This is a genomic window from Terrabacter sp. GCM10028922, from assembly GCF_042666095.1.
Taxonomy (GTDB): Bacteria; Actinomycetota; Actinomycetes; order Actinomycetales; family Dermatophilaceae; genus Terrabacter.
Window position 1 is genome coordinate 254,059 of the sequence record NZ_JBHTFG010000009.1, and the last position, 18,225, is coordinate 272,283.

Genomic DNA, 18,225 nt, shown 5'->3' on the forward strand with positions numbered 1-18,225 from the left:
CATGGCGACGGACACCGAGGTGCTGCCGAAGGCGCAACGACCCGAGCCGGCCCTGCCCGAGCTCGGCCCGCTCGGCCTGCTGCGGTGGGGCTGGCGCCAGCTGACGAGCATGCGCACGGCGCTCTTTCTGCTCCTGCTGCTGTCGATCGCCGCCGTGCCCGGCTCGATCTTCCCGCAGCGCAACATCGACGCAGGCCGCGTCGCCGACTACATCGCGCAGAACCCCACGACGAGCCCGTGGCTCGACCGCCTCGGCTTCTTCGACGTATACGCGTCGGTGTGGTTCTCGGCGATCTACCTGCTGCTCTTCGTCTCGCTCGTCGGGTGCATCGTGCCGCGCACCAAGGTGCACGTCGCCGCCCTGCGCGCGCGGCCACCGCGCGCCCCCGCCCGGCTGCACCGCCTCGACGAGCACGCCGAGGTCACGACGTCGCTGACTCCCGACGAGGCGCTCGACGCGGCCCGGGACGTCCTGCGGCGCAAGCGTTTCCGGCTGCACTCGCACGACGCGACGAGTCTCTCGGGGGAGTCGGGGCATCTCCGCGAGACCGGCAACCTGCTCTTCCACCTCGCCCTGACCGGCATCATCGTGGGCATGGCCGTCGGCCACCTCCTCGGCTGGCGCGGCGACATCATCCTCGCCGAGGGGGACAAGTTCGCGTCGTCCGCGGGCACCTACAACACGATCTCGCCCGGGCCGTGGGTCGACACCGAGACGCTCCCGCCGTTCGTGCTCTCGCTCGACAAGCTCGACGTCGAGTTCAACGAGACGCCCGGCCGGTCCTTCGGCACACCCCGCCTCTTCGACGCCCAGACGACGGTGCAGCGCGACCCGGATTCGCCGGTCAGTCGGGAGACCGTGTCGGTCAACCACCCGATCACCGTCGACGGCGCCGACATCTTCCTGCTCGGCAACGGCTACACACCCGTCATCACGGTCCGCGACGGGACCGGCACGGTCCTCTACCGCGAGGCCACCCCGTTCCTGCCCCAGGACGGCAACTACCGCTCGGTCGGCGTCGTCAAGGTCCCGGCGGCCGCGCCGAAGCAGCTCGGCTTCACCGGCTTCTTCCTGCCGACCGCCGAGCCGACCTTCCAGGACGGACCGGTCTCGCTCTACCCCGACACGAAGAACCCAGAGCTCGCCCTGTCGGTCTGGGAGGGCAACCTCTTCCCGGGCGGCGCACCGCAGTCGGTCTACACGCTCAACACCGACGAGATGAAGCAGGTCGCCAAGGCCGACGGCTCGCCCGCCCTCATCCGCCTCAAGCCCGGCCAGACCTACCAGCTGCCCGGCGACCGCGGGTCGATCACCTTCGACACCGTCAAGCGGTTCGCCGGCCTCTCGGTCCGCACCGATCCCGGTGCGCCGGTCAGCCTGGTCAGCGCCATCCTCGCGACCCTCGGCCTCATCCTCGGCCTGACCATCAAGCGCCGCCGCGTCTTCGTGCGCGTCACCCCGGCCCCCGAGACTGTGGGGGCCGACGGCCGACCGGCTACCGTGGTCACCATCGGTGGCCTCTCGAAGGACTCCGACCCCGGGCTCGCCGCGATCATCTCCGCGATCGCCACCGCCGTGCCCGACCGCCTTGCAGAACGGACCGACCGCTAGTGCCCACCACGCTCGCTGCCAACGCCAACGCCGCGCTCTACGCGTCGATGATCGTCTACACGCTCGCCATGCTCGCCTTCGCATGGCACCTCGCCGCCCGGGCGCCGAAGGTCGCCGAGTCCAAGGTCACCGCCGACGCGACCGAGCGCGAGGACGTCCTCGTCGGCGCCGGGGGTCCACACCCGTCGGAGCGCCGGCCCGCCACGCCGTATGCCGCCGGGCCGGGCTTCGAGGAGAGCCTCCAGAGCCGCCAGCGCGGCAACATCGCGCTTATGCTCGCCTACCTCGCGTCGGCCCTGCTCGTCGCGTCCGTCGTCATGCGCGGCCTCGCCGTGGAGCGTCCCCCATGGGGCAACATGTTCGAGTTCGCGACCGCGGCAGCCGCCGCGGTCGGGGCGGCCTACAGCCTGCTCGCCAAGCGCAACGGGTGGCAGTGGCTCGGCGTCTTCATCGTCACGCCGATCCTGCTCGTGCTCGGGCTCTCGCTCGCCGTGCTCTACACCGAGGCCGGCGAGCTCATGCCGGCCCTCAAGTCGTACTGGCTCGGCATCCACGTCTCGGTGGCCTTCCTCGCCGTCGCCTTCTTCACGCTCGCCTTCGCGATCGGGCTGCTCTACCTCGTGCGCCGACGCCGCGAGGAGACGCCACCCGCGAAGCCGAGCTTCATCGAGTCCCTGCCCTCGTCGGCGGCACTCGAGCGCACGGCATACAGCCTCAACATGGTCGCCTTCATCCTGTGGACGTTCACGCTCATCGCGGGCGCGATCTGGGCCAAGCAGGCGTGGGGTGCCTACTGGCAGTGGGACCCCAAGGAGGTGTGGACCTTCGTCATCTGGACGGTGTTCGCGGCCTACATGCACGGACGGGCCACCGCGGGCGTCGACCACCGCAAGTCGATGTACATCGCGCTCGCCGGCTACGTCTGCGTCATCGTCAACTTCACGCTCGTCAACCTCGTGTCGACGTTCGTCGGCATGCACAACTACTCGGGCATGTGAGGGTCGTCTGACGTGGTCCGCTACTCCCTGCTGCGCATCCTGATCTTCTTCGGGTTCGTCTTCCTCTTCTGGCTCATCGGCCTGCGCGACAACACCCTGCTGCTGCTCGGGGCCTCCGCTCTCGCGTCCGCCGCGGCGTCCTACATCCTGCTGCGCGGCATGCGCGACGAGATCACGGCCAAGCTCCTCGAGCGCCACGAGGCGAAGCTCGAGGCGCAGCAGACGTCCGGTCCCGACCCCGACAGCGACGAGGCCGCCGAGGACGCCGAGATCGATCGGGCCGACGACCCCCGCAACGCCGACCGCTGACCCACACCCAGCCTCCCCGCCCAGTCGACTGGGCAGTTCGCACCGGGGCGGGGGCGGGTCAAAGTGCCCACTCGAGCGAGACCCCCTGAGTCGAGTGGGCAGTTCGCACCGGGGCGCGGCGGGTGAAAGTGCCCACTCGACGGGGGGTGCGGGGGTGAGTCAGGTGGGGGCGAGCCGGGAGGCGATGCGCTGGGCCGTCGCCGCGGCGTCGTCGCCGACGCCGAAGAGCAGCGAGGACCGGCGGCGCCGCAGGAAGTGCACGCCCACGAAGTGCAGGTCGGGAGCGACCGTGCTCTCACCGTCGACGTGGACCGGGAAGCCCTGTTCGTCGACGAGTCCCGGCACGTCGATCCACTCGGTGTAGCGGGACCGGAACCCTGCCGCGACGACGACGGCGCCGAAGCCTCGGAGGTCGACCTCGGTCGGCGCGGTCGTGTCGAGCGCCCCGGGCTCGGGGATGTCGGGCACCGGCCGGCCCGTGCGTGTGCAGCACTCGACGACGAGCCGGCCGATGAACTCGAAACCGGCGTCGCCCGCGGCGATGATCTCCGGAAGGTCCGGAGCGAACCGCGCCGTGTGGCCGTCAACGTCCCCGAGGTGCCCCACGAGGCGAACGCCGAGCGCGGCGAGCGTGCGGTAGTGCAGGTCGTGGCCGCCGCCGGCGCCGCTCGCCTGGGGGTTCGCGCCGTGCCGGGCGGCGGGGCTGGGCAGCTGGTCGACGGTCTGCTCGAAGAACTGCGTGTCGAGCATCCACTCGAACAGGTCGCGGTCACCGACCCGCCGCAGGAACCAGGGCGCGCGTCCGCAGGCCATGACGACGTCGCGTCCGGAGAGCACGAGCTCCTCCGCGATCTGGCAGGCGCTCTGGCCGCTGCCGACGACGAGCACCGCACCCTCGGGCAGGGCGCCCGGGTTGCGGTAGTGCTGCACGTCGACGCACAGGATCTCGCGTGAGAGCCCCGCCAGGGCCGGCGGCACGTGCGGCTTCTGGTACGCGCCCGTCGCCGCGACGACGAGGCGGCTTCGGACCGTGTCCCCGTCGGTGCGCAGGTCGAAGCCACCGCGTTCGCGCGGGACGAGCGCACGCACCGGCACGCCCTCGCGCACCCGACCGAGCCGGCCGGCATACGCCTGGAGGTGGTCGGCGATCTCGGTGCGCGACATGAACCCGCTGGGGTCGGCGCCGGCATATGGCGCGCCGGGCAGTCGTACCGTGTGGTTGGGACCGACCAGGGTGAAGCTGTCCCACCGGCCGAGCCACGACGATCCCGGCACCGTCGACTCGAGGACGACGTGCTCGATGCCGTGCCGGCCGAGCTCGTGGCTCGTGGCGAGACCGGCCTGACCGGCCCCGATGATGACGACGTCGATGTCCTCGGGCACGCTGACCCCTTCGAGACGGTGGACACCACCGTGGCACCGGTGGCTCGCTCGCGTCAGCGAAACGGCGACGCACGGTTCTCCCGGCCGTTCGAGGTGTGCCGTCGCGCCGGGTCGCGACGCGACACCTCGACCCGACGCGGGCCGGGGTCACGGGCAGTCAGGTCAGGCGCGGCCGACCGCGAGGCCGAGCGCCAGCAGCAGCGACCACACGAGCTGGAACCGGCCCGTGCCCGCCAGCGCCGGGATGAGGCCCGGACCCGACGCACCGCCGACGACCGCCTGCATCGGACGCACGACCAGTGGAGCCGCGAGGACGGCGAGGAGCGCCCACGGCGACGTGAAGGAGGCAAGGCCCGTCATGACGAACGCGACGGCGACGAGCGCCACGTAGAAGATCCGCGTGCCGTTCTCGCCCATCCGGACGGCGAGCGTGCGCTTGCCGTGCTCGCGGTCGGTCGGGATGTCGCGCAGGTTGTTGGCGACGAGGATCGCCGAGGCGAGGGCTCCCACACCCACCGCGCCCCACCAGCCTGCGGACGTCGGCGGGGTCATCGTCGCCATGGTGCCGAGCGTCGCGACGAGCCCGAAGAAGACGAAGACGAACACCTCACCCAGGCCGAGGTAGCCATAGGGCCGCGAACCGCCGGTGTAGTACCAGGCCGCCACGATGGCGGCCGCCCCGATCGGGATCATCACCCAGAGGCCGGAGAGCCCGACCAGGGCCAGGCCCATGAGCCCGGCAAAGAAGAAGCAGGCGAAGGCCGCTATCTTGACCGAGCGGGGCGCGGCGAGCCGCTGGCCGACGAGGCGGACCGGCCCGACGCGGACCTCGTCGGTGCCGCGGATGCCGTCGGAGTAGTCGTTCGCGTAGTTGACGCCGACCTGGAGGGCGAGGGCCACGACGAGGGCGAGGACGGCATACGCCCAGACGACGTGACCGGTCTGGTAGGCGGCACCCGTGCCGACGAGGATCGGCGAGACGGCGGCGGGGAGCGTGCGGGGGCGGGCGCCCTCGAACCACTGGGACAGGGTGGCCATGGAGTTCTGGGGGAGCCCTTCTAGAGCTTGCGGAGGAAGTCGGGGTCGTCGTCGGGGCCACGGGGCCCGGGCGGGCGGCCCGGCCCGCGCGGCGCGGGACCGCCCCGCGCGTCGGTGCGACCGGCCACCAGCCAGAAGATCGGCCCGATGACGGGCACGAGGACGGCGAGGAGCCACACGGGCTTCGGCATGATGCGCACGAGTCGCCGGTCGGTCTGCACGCAGTCGACGAACGCGTAGATCGTCGCGAAGACCACCAGGGCGGCGAACACGACGCGCAGCACGGCGGTCTCCTTGTCGGCGACGGGACGGGACACCCCTATCTTGCCACCGCTCAGCCGAGGCCCTGCACCGCTCTGCGGATCGCCGCCCGGTCGGGTTTGCCCGGCCCGCGCTGCGGGATCGCGGTGAGGACGAGCACCCGCCGGGGCAGTGCCGCGTCGGGAAGGATGCCGCGCAGCCGGTCGCGCACCTCGCGGGTGGTCAGGTGGCCGGCCGGGTCGACGAGCGTGACTGCGGCACAGACGGCCTCGCCCCACTCTGGGTCGGGCAGTCCGAGCACGACGACGTCGAGGACGTCGTCGAGATGGCGGGTCAGGGCGTCCTCGACGACGCCGGGGTTGATCTTGAGGCCGCCGCTGTTGATGACGTCGTCGGCGCGGCCGTCGATGACCAGCAGGCCGTCGTCGTCGAAGTGGCCGAGGTCGTCGGTGCGGAACCACCGCACGCCGTCAGGGTCGACGCTGAAGGCGTCGCGGCTCGGCGCCGTCTCGCCGAGGTAGCCATGGGCGACGGTGTCGCCGCCGAGGACGACGTGCCGGTCGTTGTCGACGTGGACCCGGCTCACGGGCAGCGGGACGCCGTCGTAGACGCAACCACCGGCCGTCTCGCTCATGCCGTACGTCAGGCTCAGCCGGACACCGAGGTCGAGGGCCCGCTCGACGAGCGCGGGTGGCGTCGCGGCGCCCCCCACGAGCACGCCGTCGAAGCCGAGCAGGGCCTCTCGTCCGAGGGCGTCGTCCACGAGGCGCGCGAGCTGGGTCGGCACGATCGCCGTGTAGCGGCGCGGTGCTGCGCTGCTCGTGCGCACCATCGCGGAGGCCGCGGCGAACGCCTCGGCGCTGAAGCCGTCGCGCAGGTCGAGCACCGCGGGCGTGACGCCGGAGGCGAGCGAACGCACCAGCACCTGCAGACCGGCGATGTGGTGGGCCGGCATCGCGAGCAGCCACCCGCCGCTCCCGCCGAGCACCTGGTGCGTCGCCCACGCGGACCGCTCGAGCGCCTCGGCCGTGAGCAGCGCCCGCTTGGGACGGCCCGTGGAGCCGGACGTGCCGATGACGAGGGCGAGCCCGTCGGGCAGGCCGTCGGGGTCGTGGGACGGCACCGACGGCTCCGGGTCGCCGGCGGCATACGGCAGCACGGGCGCGCGCCCGGACAGCGCCGCCTCCAGGGCGGGCAGGACGTCGAGCACCGCAGGCCCGGCCGGCACGGCGAGCGGCCGAGGGGACGTCCCACTCATGCGGCCCGCCTCGGGCTCGGTGCCGGAACGGCACGTCGGCGGTGGCGGGCCGCCATGACGACGGTCCACACGAGCGCGACGGCGCACACGGGAAAGCCGATGTAGGGGTTGAGCGGCAGGACGATGCCCAGTGCGCCGCCGACGACCCACAGCACCTGGAGCATCGTCTCGGACCACGCGAACACCGACGTGCGGACGTTCTCCGGGACCTCCCGCTGCACCAGGGCGTCGAAGCACAGTTTGGCGAGCTGCGCCGACATGCCCTGCACGAGACCGAGCAGCACGAGGGTCCACACGCCGTACCAGATCCCCGTCGCGATGCAGCACAGCGTGGCGGCGAGCACCGACACCATCGCGATGCGCTCGGGCCGCTGGTCGCGCACGACGTTGCCCGCGATGCTGCCCAGGCCGTTGCCGACGCCGATGCCCACAGCGATGAAGGCCAGGACGAGCTCGCCGCGCAGGCCGTCGATGGGGTGCTCCTTGGCGAGGAACGCCATGAACATGATGAGGAAGCCGGTCAGCACCCGCGTGCCGCCCGTCGACCACATCGCGTGCATCACCGGCCACGGGATGGCCTGCCGCCTCCGACGGAAGCGACCGAGCGGGCCCGACGAGTCGACGGTGAGGGCCTCACTGCCTGAAGGCGTATGCCGGGGCACCGGCCCAGCGGTCCAGCCGCGTTGGGTGCCGCGCAGCGAGGACGCCCGCACCGGACGCTCGCCGCGCCCCCGGTCACCCGCAGTCGGGTCAGTGCCGCTCGTGCCGCCCGTGCCGCCCCTGCCTCCCGTGCCGCCAGCGCCCGCGTTGCGGGCGCCGCGGACCGTGATGGGACTCGTGTCCTCGATCGACACCTCGCCCGCCGATGAGTCCACTCGCGACGGCAGCCGGATCGCCTGGACGGTGCCGAAGACGAAGACGACGAAGGCGACGCGCAGGGCCCACGACGGCCCGGCGAGCATGGCGACGCCGCCGAGGATCCCGCCGAGGACCGCCCCCACGATGCCCGCCATCGAGACACGGGAGTTCGCCCTGACGAGGGTCGTGCGGGGTGGCAGGAGGCGAGGCACGGCAGCCGCGCGGGTGATCGTGTAGGCGCGGGAGGCCACGAGGCAGCCGAGGGCTGCCGGGAAGAGCCAGCTGCTCTCGGTGTTGATCGCCTCGCCGAGGACCCAGCAGAGGAACCCGCGCAGCGCGAGGGTCGTGCCGATGGCCCAGCGGCGGCCGTGGGAGAACCGGTCGAGCAGCGGCCCGATGAGCGGCGCGACGAGGACGAACGGGACCATCGTCAGCAGCAGGAAGGTCGCGACGGCACTGCGCGCCTGGGCGGTCTGCGGGTTGAAGAAGAGGGTGCCGGCGAGGGCCAGCGTCATGATCGTGTCGCCGGCGGTGTGGCTCGCGTGCAGCTCGGTGACACGGGCCAGCCCCGTCTCGCCGGCGCCACCGGAGTGGGTGTACGCGTGGGCCTTCGCTGCGGCGAAGCGGCCGGTGCGCGTGGTCAGCCGGGCCGTGCCGGACGCGACCCGCCCGAGGCCGCGTCCCAGGGCCCGCGCCCCGTTCGCCGCCGTCGTCCGCGGCGGCTGCCGGTAGCCGGCGGGGCGACCACCCTCGGGCACGCCGGACGTGTCCGGCTCGGTGGTCCCGGGCGCAGGACGGCCGGCACTGCTGCGGCGGTCGTCGCTCGGGTCCACCCCATCATCCTGCACTGTCCGGGTGACGCGCGTGCGTGCGGCGCCGGGACGGTGGGGCAGTCCTCTGGGCGGTGCGGTCGGAAGTACGGCCCGGGTCAGAAGTACCAGGGGAACGGTGACCAGTCCGGGTCGCGCTTCTCGAGGAACTGGTCGCGCCCCTCGACGGCCTCGTCGGTCATGTAGGCCAGGCGTGTCGCCTCGCCGGCGAAGACCTGCTGGCCCATGAGGCCGTCGTCCGTGAGGTTGAAGGCGAACTTCAGCATCCGCTGCGCCTGCGGGCTCTTGCCCATGATCTCCGACGCGACCTGAAGCGCCTCCTTCTCCAGGTCCGCGTGGTCGGCGACGATGTTGACCGCGCCCATCCGGTGCATGTCCTCGGCGGAGTAGGTGCGGCCGAGGAAGAAGATCTCGCGTGCGAACTTCTGCCCGACCATCTTGGCGAGGTAGGCGCTGCCGTAGCCGGCGTCGAACGAGCCCACGTCGGCGTCGGTCTGCTTGAAGCGGGCGTGCTCACGGCTCGCGATGGTCAGGTCGCACACGACGTGGAGCGAGTGACCGCCACCTGCCGCCCAGCCGTTCACGACGGCCACGACGATCTTGGGCATCGTCCGGATGAGCCGCTGCACCTCGAGGATGTGCAGGCGCCCGCCCTGGGCCTTGACCCGCGCCTCGTCGACCGTCTCGGCGGTCTCGCCGACGGCGTACTGGTAGCCCGAGCGGCCGCGGATGCGCTGGTCCCCGCCCGAGCAGAAGGCCCACTTGCCGTCCTTGGGGCTCGGGCCGTTGCCGGTGAGGAGCACGACACCCACGTCAGGGGTCATGCGGGCGTGGTCGAGGGCGCGGTAGAGCTCGTCGACCGTGTGCGGCCGGAAGGCGTTGAGCACCTCGGGCCGGTCGAACGCGATGCGCACGACGCCCGACTCGGCGTGGGCTCGACCGGGCACCGGCCGGCGGCGGTGGTAGGTGAGGTCGGTGAGCTCGAAGCCCTCGACCGCCTCCCACTGGCTCGGGTCGAAGACCTCGGACACGGCGCCAGGACTGGTCTCGCTGCTCACGAGCCCGACCCTATCGGCGGGGTTAGGGTCGGCCGTATGCCGATCCCTCCCTACGTCGCCCACCTGCGTTCGATGGTGGGTCGTGAGCTGCTGTGGATGCCGGGCGTCACGGCGGTCGTGCTGCGTCCGGGGGCCGCGGGCGCTGACGAGGTGCTGCTGGTCAAGCGCTCCGACAACGGGGCATGGACGCCGGTGACCGGGATCGTCGACCCCGGGGAGCACCCGCACGTGACGGCCGTGCGCGAGGTCGAGGAGGAGGCCAGCGTCGTCGCCGAGGTCGAGCGGCTCGTGTGGGTGAGTGCCACGGGCGTCGTCACGCACACCAACGGTGACCTCGCGCAGTACCTCGACCACACGTTCCGGTGCCGCTGGGTGTCGGGCAGCCCGCGGCCCGGTGACGACGAGTCGACGGACGCGGGGTGGTTCCCGCTCGACGGGCTGCCGGAGATGTCGCAGCTGCATCGCGACCGAATCGCGGCCGCGGTGGACAACCCCGGCGACGTCCGCCTCGGCCGGTGACCGCGCCCATGACCGCGCCAGTGACTGTGCCCATGACATCTGTCAGGGGCAGGTCCTGACAGAGGTCGGGGCGGGCGGACGCGCCGGCGGCCTACCGTCGAGGGGACGGGACCGACCGGTCCCCCGACGGAGGAGATCGACGTGTTCTCGCCTCGCACCTTCATCATCGCCGGCGTCGTGCTCATCGCGATCGCCCTCGGTTCGGCGGGCCACGGCTTCTGGTGGCTCTTCGCCCTCCTGTGGGTGCTGCCGCACTCCGGTCGCCGCACGGTCGGCTGCCACGGTCGCACTCGTGACGACCGACGTCACCAGCCGGGTGCGGTCAGCACCCCACCGGTCACGTCCCAGCCCGACCCGACACGTGACCGCCACGAGGCCTTCCCCGTTCGCTGACCGACGTCGGTGATGATGGGGGTATGACGCCCCTGCCCAGCGCCGACGAGCTGCTCGACCGGGCGCATGTCGTCGCGTTGCCCATGCGGGTGCGGTTCCGCGGGGTCGACGTGCGTGAGGTCCTGCTCCTCGACGGCCCTTCGGGCTGGGGGGAGTTCGCACCCTTCGTCGAGTACGCCGACGACGAGTCCGCGCGTTGGCTGGACGCCGCGATCGAGGCCGCGTATGCCGCCTGGCCGGCTCCCGTGCGCGACGCCGTCCCCGTGAACGCCACGGTCCCGGCCGTCCCGGTCGGGCGGGTGCCGGACGTCCTGGCCCGGTTCGACGGCTGCACCACGGCCAAGGTCAAGGTCGCGGAGCGCGGGCAGACGCTCCGTGACGACATCGACCGCGTCGCCGCCGTCCGCGCCGCCATGGGGCCGTCCGCCCGCGTCCGGGTCGATGCCAACGGTGCGTGGGACGTGGAGTCCGCCGCCGACGCGCTGACGCTGCTCGCGGCCTACGACCTCGAGTACGCCGAGCAGCCCTGCGCCACGGTCGAGGAGCTCGTCGAGCTGCGAACGTCCCTCGTACGCAGGGGCACTGACGTCCTCATCGCGGCCGACGAGTCGATCCGCAAGGCGGAAGACCCGCTCCGGGTGGCGCGCCTCGGGGCGGCTGACGTCGTCGTCGTCAAGGTGGCACCTCTCGGGGGCGTGGCGCGCGCCCTCGAGATCGTCGAGGCGTGTGGTCTCCCGGCCGTCGTGTCGTCCGCCCTCGACACGAGCGTCGGCATCGCTGCCGGGGTCGCTCTCGCCGCAGCCCTGCCGACCCTGGACCACGCGTGCGGTCTGGGCACGGTCGGCCTCTTCGAGCGCGACGTCTCGGCGACCCCCCTGCGCCCGACGGCGGGCCTGCTGCCGATCGGGCGGGCCGCGCCCGACCCGGAGGCACTCGCTGCCCTGGCCGCCCCGGCCGACCGCCGGCAGTGGTGGCGCGACCGGCTCGTCCGCTGCCACGCGCTGCTCGCGAGCGGAGGCACGCGGTGATCGTGGCGTGCCTCAACGGCGACCGCAGCCGGGGGCAGCACCGTCGCGTGCCGGTCACCCCCGGCGAGCTCGCCGGGGCGGCGGCCGATGCCGTCGCAGCCGGCGCGTTCATGGTGCATGTCCACCCGCGTGACGACTCGGGCCGCGAGACCTTCGAGACCCGCCACGTCGTCGACGCCGTCCTCGCGGTCCGCGCGGCGACGCCCGGCCTGCGCGTCAGCGTCTCGACCCGCGACGGCATCGTCGACACCGCCCGACGCAAGCTGGCCCACGTCTCGGAGTGGCCGTCGCCCGAGCTCGGCGGCCCGGACTGCGCCAGCGTCAACTGGCACGAGCAGGGTGCGTTGGAGGTAGCGGGAGCCTCGCGCGACAAAGGAATCGGTGTCGAGGCCGGCATCTGGACCCCGCGTGCAGCGAGCCGGTTCGTCGCCACGAGCTGGCCCTGGCAGGTCGAGCGGGTGCTCGTCGAGCTGATCCCCGGCGTGACACCCGGCTCCGACGGCCCGTGGGCGGCGGAGCGGATCCTCGCGGCGCTCGGTATGTCGGCGGCCCCGATCCTGGTCCATGGAGAGGAACGGTGGACGTGGCCGGTGCTCCGCTGGGCCCAGGCCGGCGGCTACGACGTGCGCATCGGCCTCGAGGACACCCTCGTGCTGCCGACCGGGAAGGAAGCCCGCGACAACGTCGAGCTCGTCGCGGCCGCGGTCCGATCCGGGCCGGGCACGCCGTCGCAGTGGCCGGTGCCTGACCCGCTGTAGGGGGTCAGCGCTGCTCGTCGCGGTGCGGCACGACCTGCTGCGCGAGGCCGCGCAGCCACGCGGCTTCCTCGCGCCGGTCGGCACGGGACACCCGAACCTCGAGAACCCTTGTGCCCGAAGATGGCTCGTCAAGCGCTCCGCGAAGCCGATCGAGGTCGTCCACGCGTTCGTATGCCGTGTGGTGCGCCGCGCACAGCGCCTCGAGGTCGGTGCCGTGCGGCGTCCCGAAGACCCGTTCGAAGGCGCTCGCATAGCGGCGGTCGCCCTGCTCGAGCGCGCTGAAGATCGCGCCGCCGTCGTCGTTGAGGACGACGAGGGTGAGGTCGGGTCGTCGCTCCCCTCGGCCCATGAGGAGACCGTTCGTGTCGTGCAGGAACGTCAGGTCGCCGAGGTAGGCGATGGTCCGTGCCGCGCGTGGGCGGCCCAGCGCGATGCCGACGGCCGTCGACACCATGCCGTCGATGCCGGCGAGTCCGCGGTTGCCGACGACGAAGCGGTGCTCGTGCGGCGGCCACGGCCCTGCCATGACATCGAGGTCGCGGACGGGGTTGGACGAGCCGACCACGAGCGTCGTGTCGGCGCCGACCGCACCTGCCACGACAGCAGCGACGGCGAGCGGCGAGACCCCCGCGTCGAGTCCGGGGGCTCGAGACGGATCGCCTTCCGGAGCAGCGAGACCCGCGTCGACGAGGGCGGAGAGTCGGTCGTCGGCGTCACGCCACGCGTCGAACCACGACGCGTCGTCACGGCCCTCGACCCGCGGCACGACATCGAGCACGCGCGCGACACGTCCGGGGTCGGTCGCGACGCCGTCTCGCCCGCGCACCGAGAGCACGTCGACGCCGGGGTCGCTGACGAGGTTGGTGACGGGCCGCGAGAGCGTCGGGTGCCCGACGACGACGACCCGGTCGATGTCGCCACGCAGGTCGGTCGTGAGGAGCAGCCGTCCGGTGCGCAGCGCCTGCCGGCCGATGCGGGCGCCGGACGTGGGCTCGGCGACCAGGGGCCAGTTCGCCGCCTCCGCGAGCAACCTGGCCGCCGGCCCGGCATCGTCTCCGGCGACGACGACGGTGCGCGGACCGAGGGGCAGCACCTCACCGTCGGTCGGCACCGACACGGACGGCTCCAGACCGGCCGAGTCGACGTCTCGCGTCCATCCAGCCATGGCGGGATCGTTGCGGCCGGGCGCTTCGTCTCGCCTCGCCCATCCAGCCATGGCGGGATCGTTGCGGCCGGGCGCTTCGTCTCGCCTCGCCCATCCAGCCGTGGCGGGATCGTTGCGGCCGGCCCCAGGTTCCGGGCGGTGCCACCACGTGTCCGGGTCGGGATCCCGGGGGAGCAGGTCGCCGTCGAGCTGGACGTTGATCTGTGTCGGTCCGCGTCGCGAGCACGCTTGCCTGACAAGGGCGCCCAGCTCGTCGTCCGGCGCGTCGGACGTCAGGTCGTGACAGGATGCGAAGGTCCCGAAGATGCCGGCCTGCTCAGTCGTCTGGTTGGCGCCCGTGCCCCGCAGCCGGTCCGGTCGGTCGGCGCTGACGACGACGAGCCGCCGGCCCGTGTGGTGCGCCTCCATGACGGCGGGCAGCAGGTTGCCGACCGCCGTGCCCGACGTCGTGACGACCGCGACCGGACGACGCGACCCCGTGACCAGCCCGAGGGCGAGGAAGGCCGCCGACCGCTCGTCGACGCGCACGTGCAGGCGCAGGTCGCCAGCGCGGTCCGCGGCGTCGAGGGTCAACGCAAGGGGCGCCGAGCGCGACCCCGGTGCGAGGACGACGTCACGCACGCCCGCCAGCCACAGCTGCTGGACGACCCGCAGCGCGAGCTCGGGAGCCGTGCGGCGACCGGTCACCGTGGTCTCGTCAGTCGCTTGCGAGCGCGTCGCGCATCGGGATGAGCTTGGCGTTCGACTCGGCGACCTCGGACTCCGGATCCGAGCCCGCGACGATGCCGCACCCGGCATACAGGGTGAGCTGCGACGGGTCGTCGGGGGCGTACGCACCGCTGCGCAGGGCGATGCCCCAGGCTCCGTCGCCGTGGGCGTCCATCCAGCCGACCGGCCCGGCATAGCGACCCCGGTCCATGTGCTCGAGCTCGGAGATGAGCGCGACAGCGCGCGCCGTGGGCGTGCCGCCGACGGCCGCCGAAGGGTGCAGCGAGGCGGCCAGCGTCAGGGACGACGCGTCGTCGGCGCTGACGGCCGCGACGTCGGTCGCGAGGTGCATGACGTTGGGCAGGTGCAGCACGAACGGGGCCTCGGGCACGTTCATCGACGAGCAGTGCGGAGCCAGGGCCTCGGCGACCGAGCGCACGGCGTACTCGTGCTCCTCGAGGTCCTTCGACGACCGCGCCAGCGACGCGGCGAGCGCGAGGTCCTTGTCGTCGTCGCCCGTGCGGCGGATCGTGCCGGCGAGCACGCGCGAGGTGATGAGGCCCTGGTCGCGGCGGACGAGCAGCTCGGGTGTCGCGCCGACGAGGCCCGAGACGGAGAAGACCCACGTGTTCTCGTAGCGCTCGGCGAGGCGGCGCAGCAGCCACCGGGGGTCGATCGGACCTGAGGCGGTCGCGACGAGGTCGCGGGCGAGGACGACCTTGTCGACCTCGCCCGCTCCGATGCGGTCGACGGCCTCGGCGACCGAGTGCGCGTAGGCGGCCGGCGAGACGGCTCCGTCGGCGAAGGCCACACCCCGCGGGGGCTCGGGCGCGCTTGCGACAGAGGGCTTCTCGAGGAGGGTCAACTGGGGGTCGAGCGAGACGGTGGTGAGCCAGGTCCGGCCCTCTCGGCGTCCGACGATCGTCGAGGGCACCACGAGCCGGGCCGGCTCGGCGGAGTCGGACGCGAAGGGGAACGAGCCGAAGCACACGAGTCCGCTGCCCGGTCGCTCGACCTCGTCGCGCACGACGGCGTGGCGGCTCACCTCGCGCCACCAGGCCTCGGCCCGGACGAACCGGTCCTCGCCGCTCGCCTCGAACGTCAGCGCCGTGCCCCACCCGACGAGGCCGTCGCCGCGGCGCACCCAGGACACGAGGTCGTCGTGCCGGTGGTCGGCGGGCAGGTAGGCGAGCAGGGGGTCCGCGGCCTCGAGGGGCACCGTGCGGACGACGACCGTCGGTCCAGCGGACGGGGACGGCGCTTCGGAGGCGGGAAGCGTGGACATCGGGTGCAACTCTACGGCTGCGCGTCGGTCGCCCCGCCCGCGGTGGTGGGGACGGGCACGGGTGAAACTGCCCACTCGACCCTCGAGTGGGCAGTTCGCACCGGTCGGTTCCGGGGATTCCGGGGTGGAAGGATGAGCGCATGACCCGTGCCCACCTGGACAAGAAGCCGGTCGACGTCGCGTCGATGTTCGACACCGTCGCCGAGAAGTACGACGTCACCAACGACGTGCTCTCCCTCGGCCAGGACCGGCTCTGGCGGCGGGCCGTCGTCAAGGCGGTCGACGCGAAGCCCGGGGAGCGCATCCTCGACATCGCCGCCGGCACCGGTACGTCGAGCGAGCCGTGGGCCGACCAGGAGATCGACGTCGTGCCGGCCGACTTCTCGCTGGGCATGCTCCGGGTGGGTCGGCGCCGCCGCCCCGACATGGCGTTCACCGCGGCCGACGCGATGAGCCTGCCCTTCGCCGACGAGAGCTTCGACGTCGTGACGATGAGCTTCGGACTGCGCAACGTGGCCGAGCCCGAGACGGCCCTGCGAGAGTTCCTCCGCGTCACGAAGCCGGGCGGACGCCTGCTCGTCTGTGAGTTCAGCCAACCGGTCAACAAGGTGTTCCGCACCGTCTACACGAACTACCTGATGCGCGCCCTGCCACCGGTGGCCCGCCGCACGTCGAGCAACCCCGACTCGTACGTCTACCTCGCCGAGTCGATCCGGGCGTGGCCGCCGCAGGGCGAGCTCGCCCGCGTCGTCGAGGCGGCCGGCTGGCAGCAGGTCGGCTGGACCAACCTCTCCGGCGGCATCGTCGCGCTCCACCACGGCACCAAGCGCTGACTCCCGCAGACGTCGAGTTAGGCATGCCTTATCTGACAACCGTGAAATTGCGGGAATAGACTCCCGGAAGAGTTCGTGAAGATCTTCACAAGCGGTCCGGAAGCTGCAGGGAGAGATGACCAGTTCGAGCGTCGCGCCCAGCCCCTCGAGGGTTGACGGTGCACCCGTCGAGCGGGCCGACGTCGTCGTCGTCGGTGCCGGTCCGGGTGGCAGCGCGACGGCTGCGTACCTCGCGGACCACGGTCTCGACGTCGTCCTCCTCGAGAAGTCGGCCTTCCCCCGCGACAAGATCTGCGGCGACGGCCTCACACCGCGCGCCACCAAGGAGCTGATCTCCCTCGGCGTCGACACGACCGGCTGGCAGCGCACGAAGGGCCTGCGCATCAAGGGCGGCGGGCACACGCTCCAGCTCGACTGGCCCGAGTCCGACGCCTTCCCCGGCTACGGCATGGTGCGCACCCGCGCCCAGCTCGACGAGACCCTCGCGCGTCACGCCGAGCGCAAGGGAGTGCGGCTGCACGAGCGCACGAGCGTGACCGCGCCGGTCCGCAACGGGTCCGGTCGGGTCACGGGCGTCTCGGCCAAGCGACTCGACGACGCCGGCCGCACGACCGGAGAGACCGTCACCTACCGCGCGCCCGTCGTCGTCGCGAGCGACGGGGTCTCGAGCCGCCTCGCCACCGCCGTCGGCCGGCCCAAGCGCGAGGACCGCGTCATGGGCGTGGCCGTCCGCGCGTACTACACGACGCCCCGGCGCGACGACTACCTCGAGAGCCACCTCGAGCTGTGGACCCGCGACGACGCCGGCAACCGCATCCTCATGCCGGGCTACGGCTGGCTCTTCCCGCTCGAGGACGGCCGCACGAACGTCGGCCTCGGCACGCTCGACACGACGGCGGCGTTCCAGAAGACCGACTACAAGGACGTCATGCGCCGCTGGGTCGAGGACATCGACGCCGAGTGGCACCTCGAGCACGACGAGTCGGCCGGCCCGATCCGCGGCGCAGCCCTCCCGATGGGCTTCAACCGCACGCCCCTCTACGCCGACGGCCTGCTCCTCGTCGGCGACTCGGGCGGCATGGTCAACCCGTTCAACGGCGAGGGCATCGACTACGCCCTCGAGGCCGCCCGCGTCGGCGCCGAGCTCGTCGCCCAGGCGATGGCCCGCCCGAGCGACGCCGGGCGCGAGCGGCTCCTCGCGGCATACCCCAGGGTGATGAAGGACGAGCTCGGCGGCTACTTCACGCTGGGCCGCTGGTTCGCCCACGCCATCGGCAACCCCGAGGTCATGCGGCTCGCCACGAGATACGGCCTGCCCCGCACGAAGCTCATGCCGTTCCTGCTCAAGATCATGGCCAACCTCGCCGATCCTGCCGGCAAGGGCGCGAGCGACCGCATCATCCACGCCCTCTCACGACTGGCGCCGGACGCATGACGGGGCCCCTCGTCGGCGCCATTGTGACGCCGAGCACAATCGTCGCCGACGCCCATAGGATGGGTGCGCCGCGCACCTATGCCCCCACCACGCACGTCTCGCACCTCCGAAAGGCACGTGACCTCGGATGAACTCCTACGTCCCGATCCTGTTCATGCTGGGGCTCGGCTTCGCGTTCGCCGCGCTGTCGGTCTTCACCTCGCTCGTGGTGGGCCCGAAGCGCTACAACCGCGCCAAGCTCGAGGCCTACGAGTGCGGCATCCAGCCGACTCCCCACGCGGCCGGCGGCGGGCGCGTGCCGATCAAGTACTACCTGACGGCGATGCTCTTCATCATCTTCGACATCGAGTCGGTCTTCCTCTACCCGTTCGCGGTGGCCTTCAACAAGCTCGGCCTCTTCGCGCTGGTCGAGATGGTCCTGTTCATCATCACGGTGTTCGTCGCGTACGCGTACGTCTGGCGTCGCGGAGGACTGGAGTGGGACTGACGGCCGGAG

The 18,225-nt window shown here is 72.4% G+C and carries 18 protein-coding genes; 10 read left to right on the forward strand and 8 right to left on the reverse strand.

All coding sequences use genetic code 11. The features are described from left to right. Window position 1: 1 nt before the first annotated feature. Genes ACFQU3_RS10030 through ACFQU3_RS10040 form a run of 3 tightly spaced genes read left to right on the forward strand, consistent with a single transcriptional unit; the run spans window position 2 to window position 2,919 of the window. Window positions 2-1,612 carry a cytochrome c biogenesis protein ResB gene (locus ACFQU3_RS10030; RefSeq protein ID WP_385909254.1) on the forward strand — a complete coding sequence of 537 codons (1,611 nt, stop codon included), beginning with the start codon at window positions 2-4 and terminating at the stop codon, window positions 1,610-1,612. Next, window positions 1,612-2,610, forward strand: coding sequence for a c-type cytochrome biogenesis protein CcsB (gene ccsB / locus ACFQU3_RS10035; RefSeq protein ID WP_385909255.1), 999 nt, complete (start codon window positions 1,612-1,614; stop codon window positions 2,608-2,610). The genes ACFQU3_RS10030 and ccsB overlap by 1 nt, the downstream gene beginning before the upstream one ends. 12 nt (window positions 2,611-2,622) lie before the next feature. Next, window positions 2,623-2,919, forward strand: a complete 297-nt coding sequence (locus tag ACFQU3_RS10040) for a DUF4229 domain-containing protein (protein WP_385909257.1) — start codon at window positions 2,623-2,625, stop codon at window positions 2,917-2,919. A 159-nt stretch (window positions 2,920-3,078) separates the two neighbouring features. Here the strand turns inward: ACFQU3_RS10040 and ACFQU3_RS10045 are convergent, their stop codons facing one another. From ACFQU3_RS10045 to ACFQU3_RS10070, 6 genes are all read right to left on the reverse strand, one after another. After that, window positions 3,079-4,302 (reverse strand): flavin-containing monooxygenase, encoded by a 1,224-nt coding sequence (locus tag ACFQU3_RS10045; protein WP_385909259.1) that lies wholly within the window; start codon window positions 4,300-4,302, stop codon window positions 3,079-3,081. A gap of 162 nt (window positions 4,303-4,464) precedes the next feature. Beyond that, on the reverse strand, window positions 4,465-5,340 hold the full coding sequence (locus ACFQU3_RS10050) for a 1,4-dihydroxy-2-naphthoate polyprenyltransferase (RefSeq protein ID WP_385909261.1): 876 nt from the start codon (window positions 5,338-5,340) through the stop codon (window positions 4,465-4,467). Between the two features lie 20 nt (window positions 5,341-5,360). Continuing rightward, window positions 5,361-5,657, reverse strand: coding sequence for a PLDc N-terminal domain-containing protein (locus ACFQU3_RS10055; RefSeq protein WP_385909263.1), 297 nt, complete (start codon window positions 5,655-5,657; stop codon window positions 5,361-5,363). 17 nt (window positions 5,658-5,674) lie between these two features. Beyond that, entirely contained in the window at window positions 5,675-6,859 is a 1,185-nt protein-coding gene (gene menE, locus ACFQU3_RS10060) for an o-succinylbenzoate--CoA ligase (RefSeq protein WP_385909265.1), read from the reverse strand. After that, a complete protein-coding gene (locus tag ACFQU3_RS10065; protein ID WP_385909267.1) occupies window positions 6,856-8,550 on the reverse strand; it encodes an MFS transporter in 1,695 nt (564 codons plus the stop codon). The genes menE and ACFQU3_RS10065 overlap by 4 nt, the downstream gene beginning before the upstream one ends. Window positions 8,551-8,645: 95 nt before the next feature. Further along, a complete protein-coding gene (locus ACFQU3_RS10070; RefSeq protein WP_385909269.1) occupies window positions 8,646-9,605 on the reverse strand; it encodes a 1,4-dihydroxy-2-naphthoyl-CoA synthase in 960 nt (319 codons plus the stop codon). Window positions 9,606-9,641: 36 nt separating this feature from the next. On the opposite strand from ACFQU3_RS10070, the gene ACFQU3_RS10075 reads away from it, so the two are divergent. The 4 genes from ACFQU3_RS10075 to ACFQU3_RS10090 all read left to right on the forward strand — a co-directional run bounded on the left by ACFQU3_RS10075 (window position 9,642) and on the right by ACFQU3_RS10090 (window position 12,303). After that, on the forward strand, window positions 9,642-10,124 hold the full coding sequence (locus ACFQU3_RS10075) for an NUDIX domain-containing protein (RefSeq protein WP_385909270.1): 483 nt from the start codon (window positions 9,642-9,644) through the stop codon (window positions 10,122-10,124). Window positions 10,125-10,265: 141 nt separating this feature from the next. Further along, entirely contained in the window at window positions 10,266-10,517 is a 252-nt protein-coding gene (locus ACFQU3_RS10080) for a hypothetical protein (RefSeq protein ID WP_385909272.1), read from the forward strand. Window positions 10,518-10,540: 23 nt separating this feature from the next. After that, window positions 10,541-11,545, forward strand: a complete 1,005-nt coding sequence (locus ACFQU3_RS10085; RefSeq protein WP_385909274.1) for an o-succinylbenzoate synthase — start codon at window positions 10,541-10,543, stop codon at window positions 11,543-11,545. Window positions 11,546-11,592: 47 nt separating this feature from the next. After that, complete coding sequence (locus tag ACFQU3_RS10090; RefSeq protein WP_385909276.1) at window positions 11,593-12,303, forward strand: 3-keto-5-aminohexanoate cleavage protein; 711 nt, start codon at window positions 11,593-11,595, stop codon at window positions 12,301-12,303. Between the two features lie 4 nt (window positions 12,304-12,307). On the opposite strand, the gene menD is transcribed toward ACFQU3_RS10090, so the two are convergent. Both menD and ACFQU3_RS10100 read right to left on the reverse strand, forming a co-directional pair. Next, on the reverse strand, window positions 12,308-14,155 hold the full coding sequence (gene menD / locus ACFQU3_RS10095; protein WP_385909278.1) for a 2-succinyl-5-enolpyruvyl-6-hydroxy-3-cyclohexene-1-carboxylic-acid synthase: 1,848 nt from the start codon (window positions 14,153-14,155) through the stop codon (window positions 12,308-12,310). A gap of 10 nt (window positions 14,156-14,165) precedes the next feature. Then, entirely contained in the window at window positions 14,166-15,461 is a 1,296-nt protein-coding gene (locus ACFQU3_RS10100; protein ID WP_385909279.1) for an isochorismate synthase MenF, read from the reverse strand. A 140-nt stretch (window positions 15,462-15,601) separates the two neighbouring features. Here ACFQU3_RS10100 and ACFQU3_RS10105 point away from each other — a divergent pair, with 140 nt between their 5' ends. The 3 genes from ACFQU3_RS10105 (at window position 15,602) to ACFQU3_RS10115 (ending at window position 18,216) form a co-directional block, all read left to right on the forward strand. Beyond that, entirely contained in the window at window positions 15,602-16,294 is a 693-nt protein-coding gene (locus ACFQU3_RS10105; RefSeq protein WP_385909281.1) for a demethylmenaquinone methyltransferase, read from the forward strand. A 115-nt stretch (window positions 16,295-16,409) separates the two neighbouring features. Continuing rightward, the gene (locus ACFQU3_RS10110) at window positions 16,410-17,729 is read left to right on the forward strand and encodes a geranylgeranyl reductase family protein (RefSeq protein WP_385909282.1); all 1,320 of its coding nucleotides are present in this window, start codon (window positions 16,410-16,412) and stop codon (window positions 17,727-17,729) included. A gap of 127 nt (window positions 17,730-17,856) precedes the next feature. After that, a complete protein-coding gene (locus ACFQU3_RS10115) occupies window positions 17,857-18,216 on the forward strand; it encodes an NADH-quinone oxidoreductase subunit A (protein ID WP_188030842.1) in 360 nt (119 codons plus the stop codon). Window positions 18,217-18,225: the final 9 nt, after the last annotated feature.

Coding starts and splice junctions, on each gene's coding strand:
- ACFQU3_RS10030 (WP_385909254.1), top strand. CDS start 2: ATGGCGACGGACACCGAGGTGCTGCCGAAGGCGCAACGACCCGAGCCG.
- ACFQU3_RS10050 (WP_385909261.1), bottom strand. CDS start 5,340: ATGGCCACCCTGTCCCAGTGGTTCGAGGGCGCCCGCCCCCGCACGCTC.
- menE (WP_385909265.1), bottom strand. CDS start 6,859: ATGAGTGGGACGTCCCCTCGGCCGCTCGCCGTGCCGGCCGGGCCTGCG.
- ACFQU3_RS10075 (WP_385909270.1), top strand. CDS start 9,642: ATGCCGATCCCTCCCTACGTCGCCCACCTGCGTTCGATGGTGGGTCGT.
- ACFQU3_RS10085 (WP_385909274.1), top strand. CDS start 10,541: ATGACGCCCCTGCCCAGCGCCGACGAGCTGCTCGACCGGGCGCATGTC.
- ACFQU3_RS10100 (WP_385909279.1), bottom strand. CDS start 15,461: ATGTCCACGCTTCCCGCCTCCGAAGCGCCGTCCCCGTCCGCTGGACCG.
- ACFQU3_RS10105 (WP_385909281.1), top strand. CDS start 15,602: ATGACCCGTGCCCACCTGGACAAGAAGCCGGTCGACGTCGCGTCGATG.
- ACFQU3_RS10110 (WP_385909282.1), top strand. CDS start 16,410: ATGACCAGTTCGAGCGTCGCGCCCAGCCCCTCGAGGGTTGACGGTGCA.
- ACFQU3_RS10115 (WP_188030842.1), top strand. CDS start 17,857: ATGAACTCCTACGTCCCGATCCTGTTCATGCTGGGGCTCGGCTTCGCG.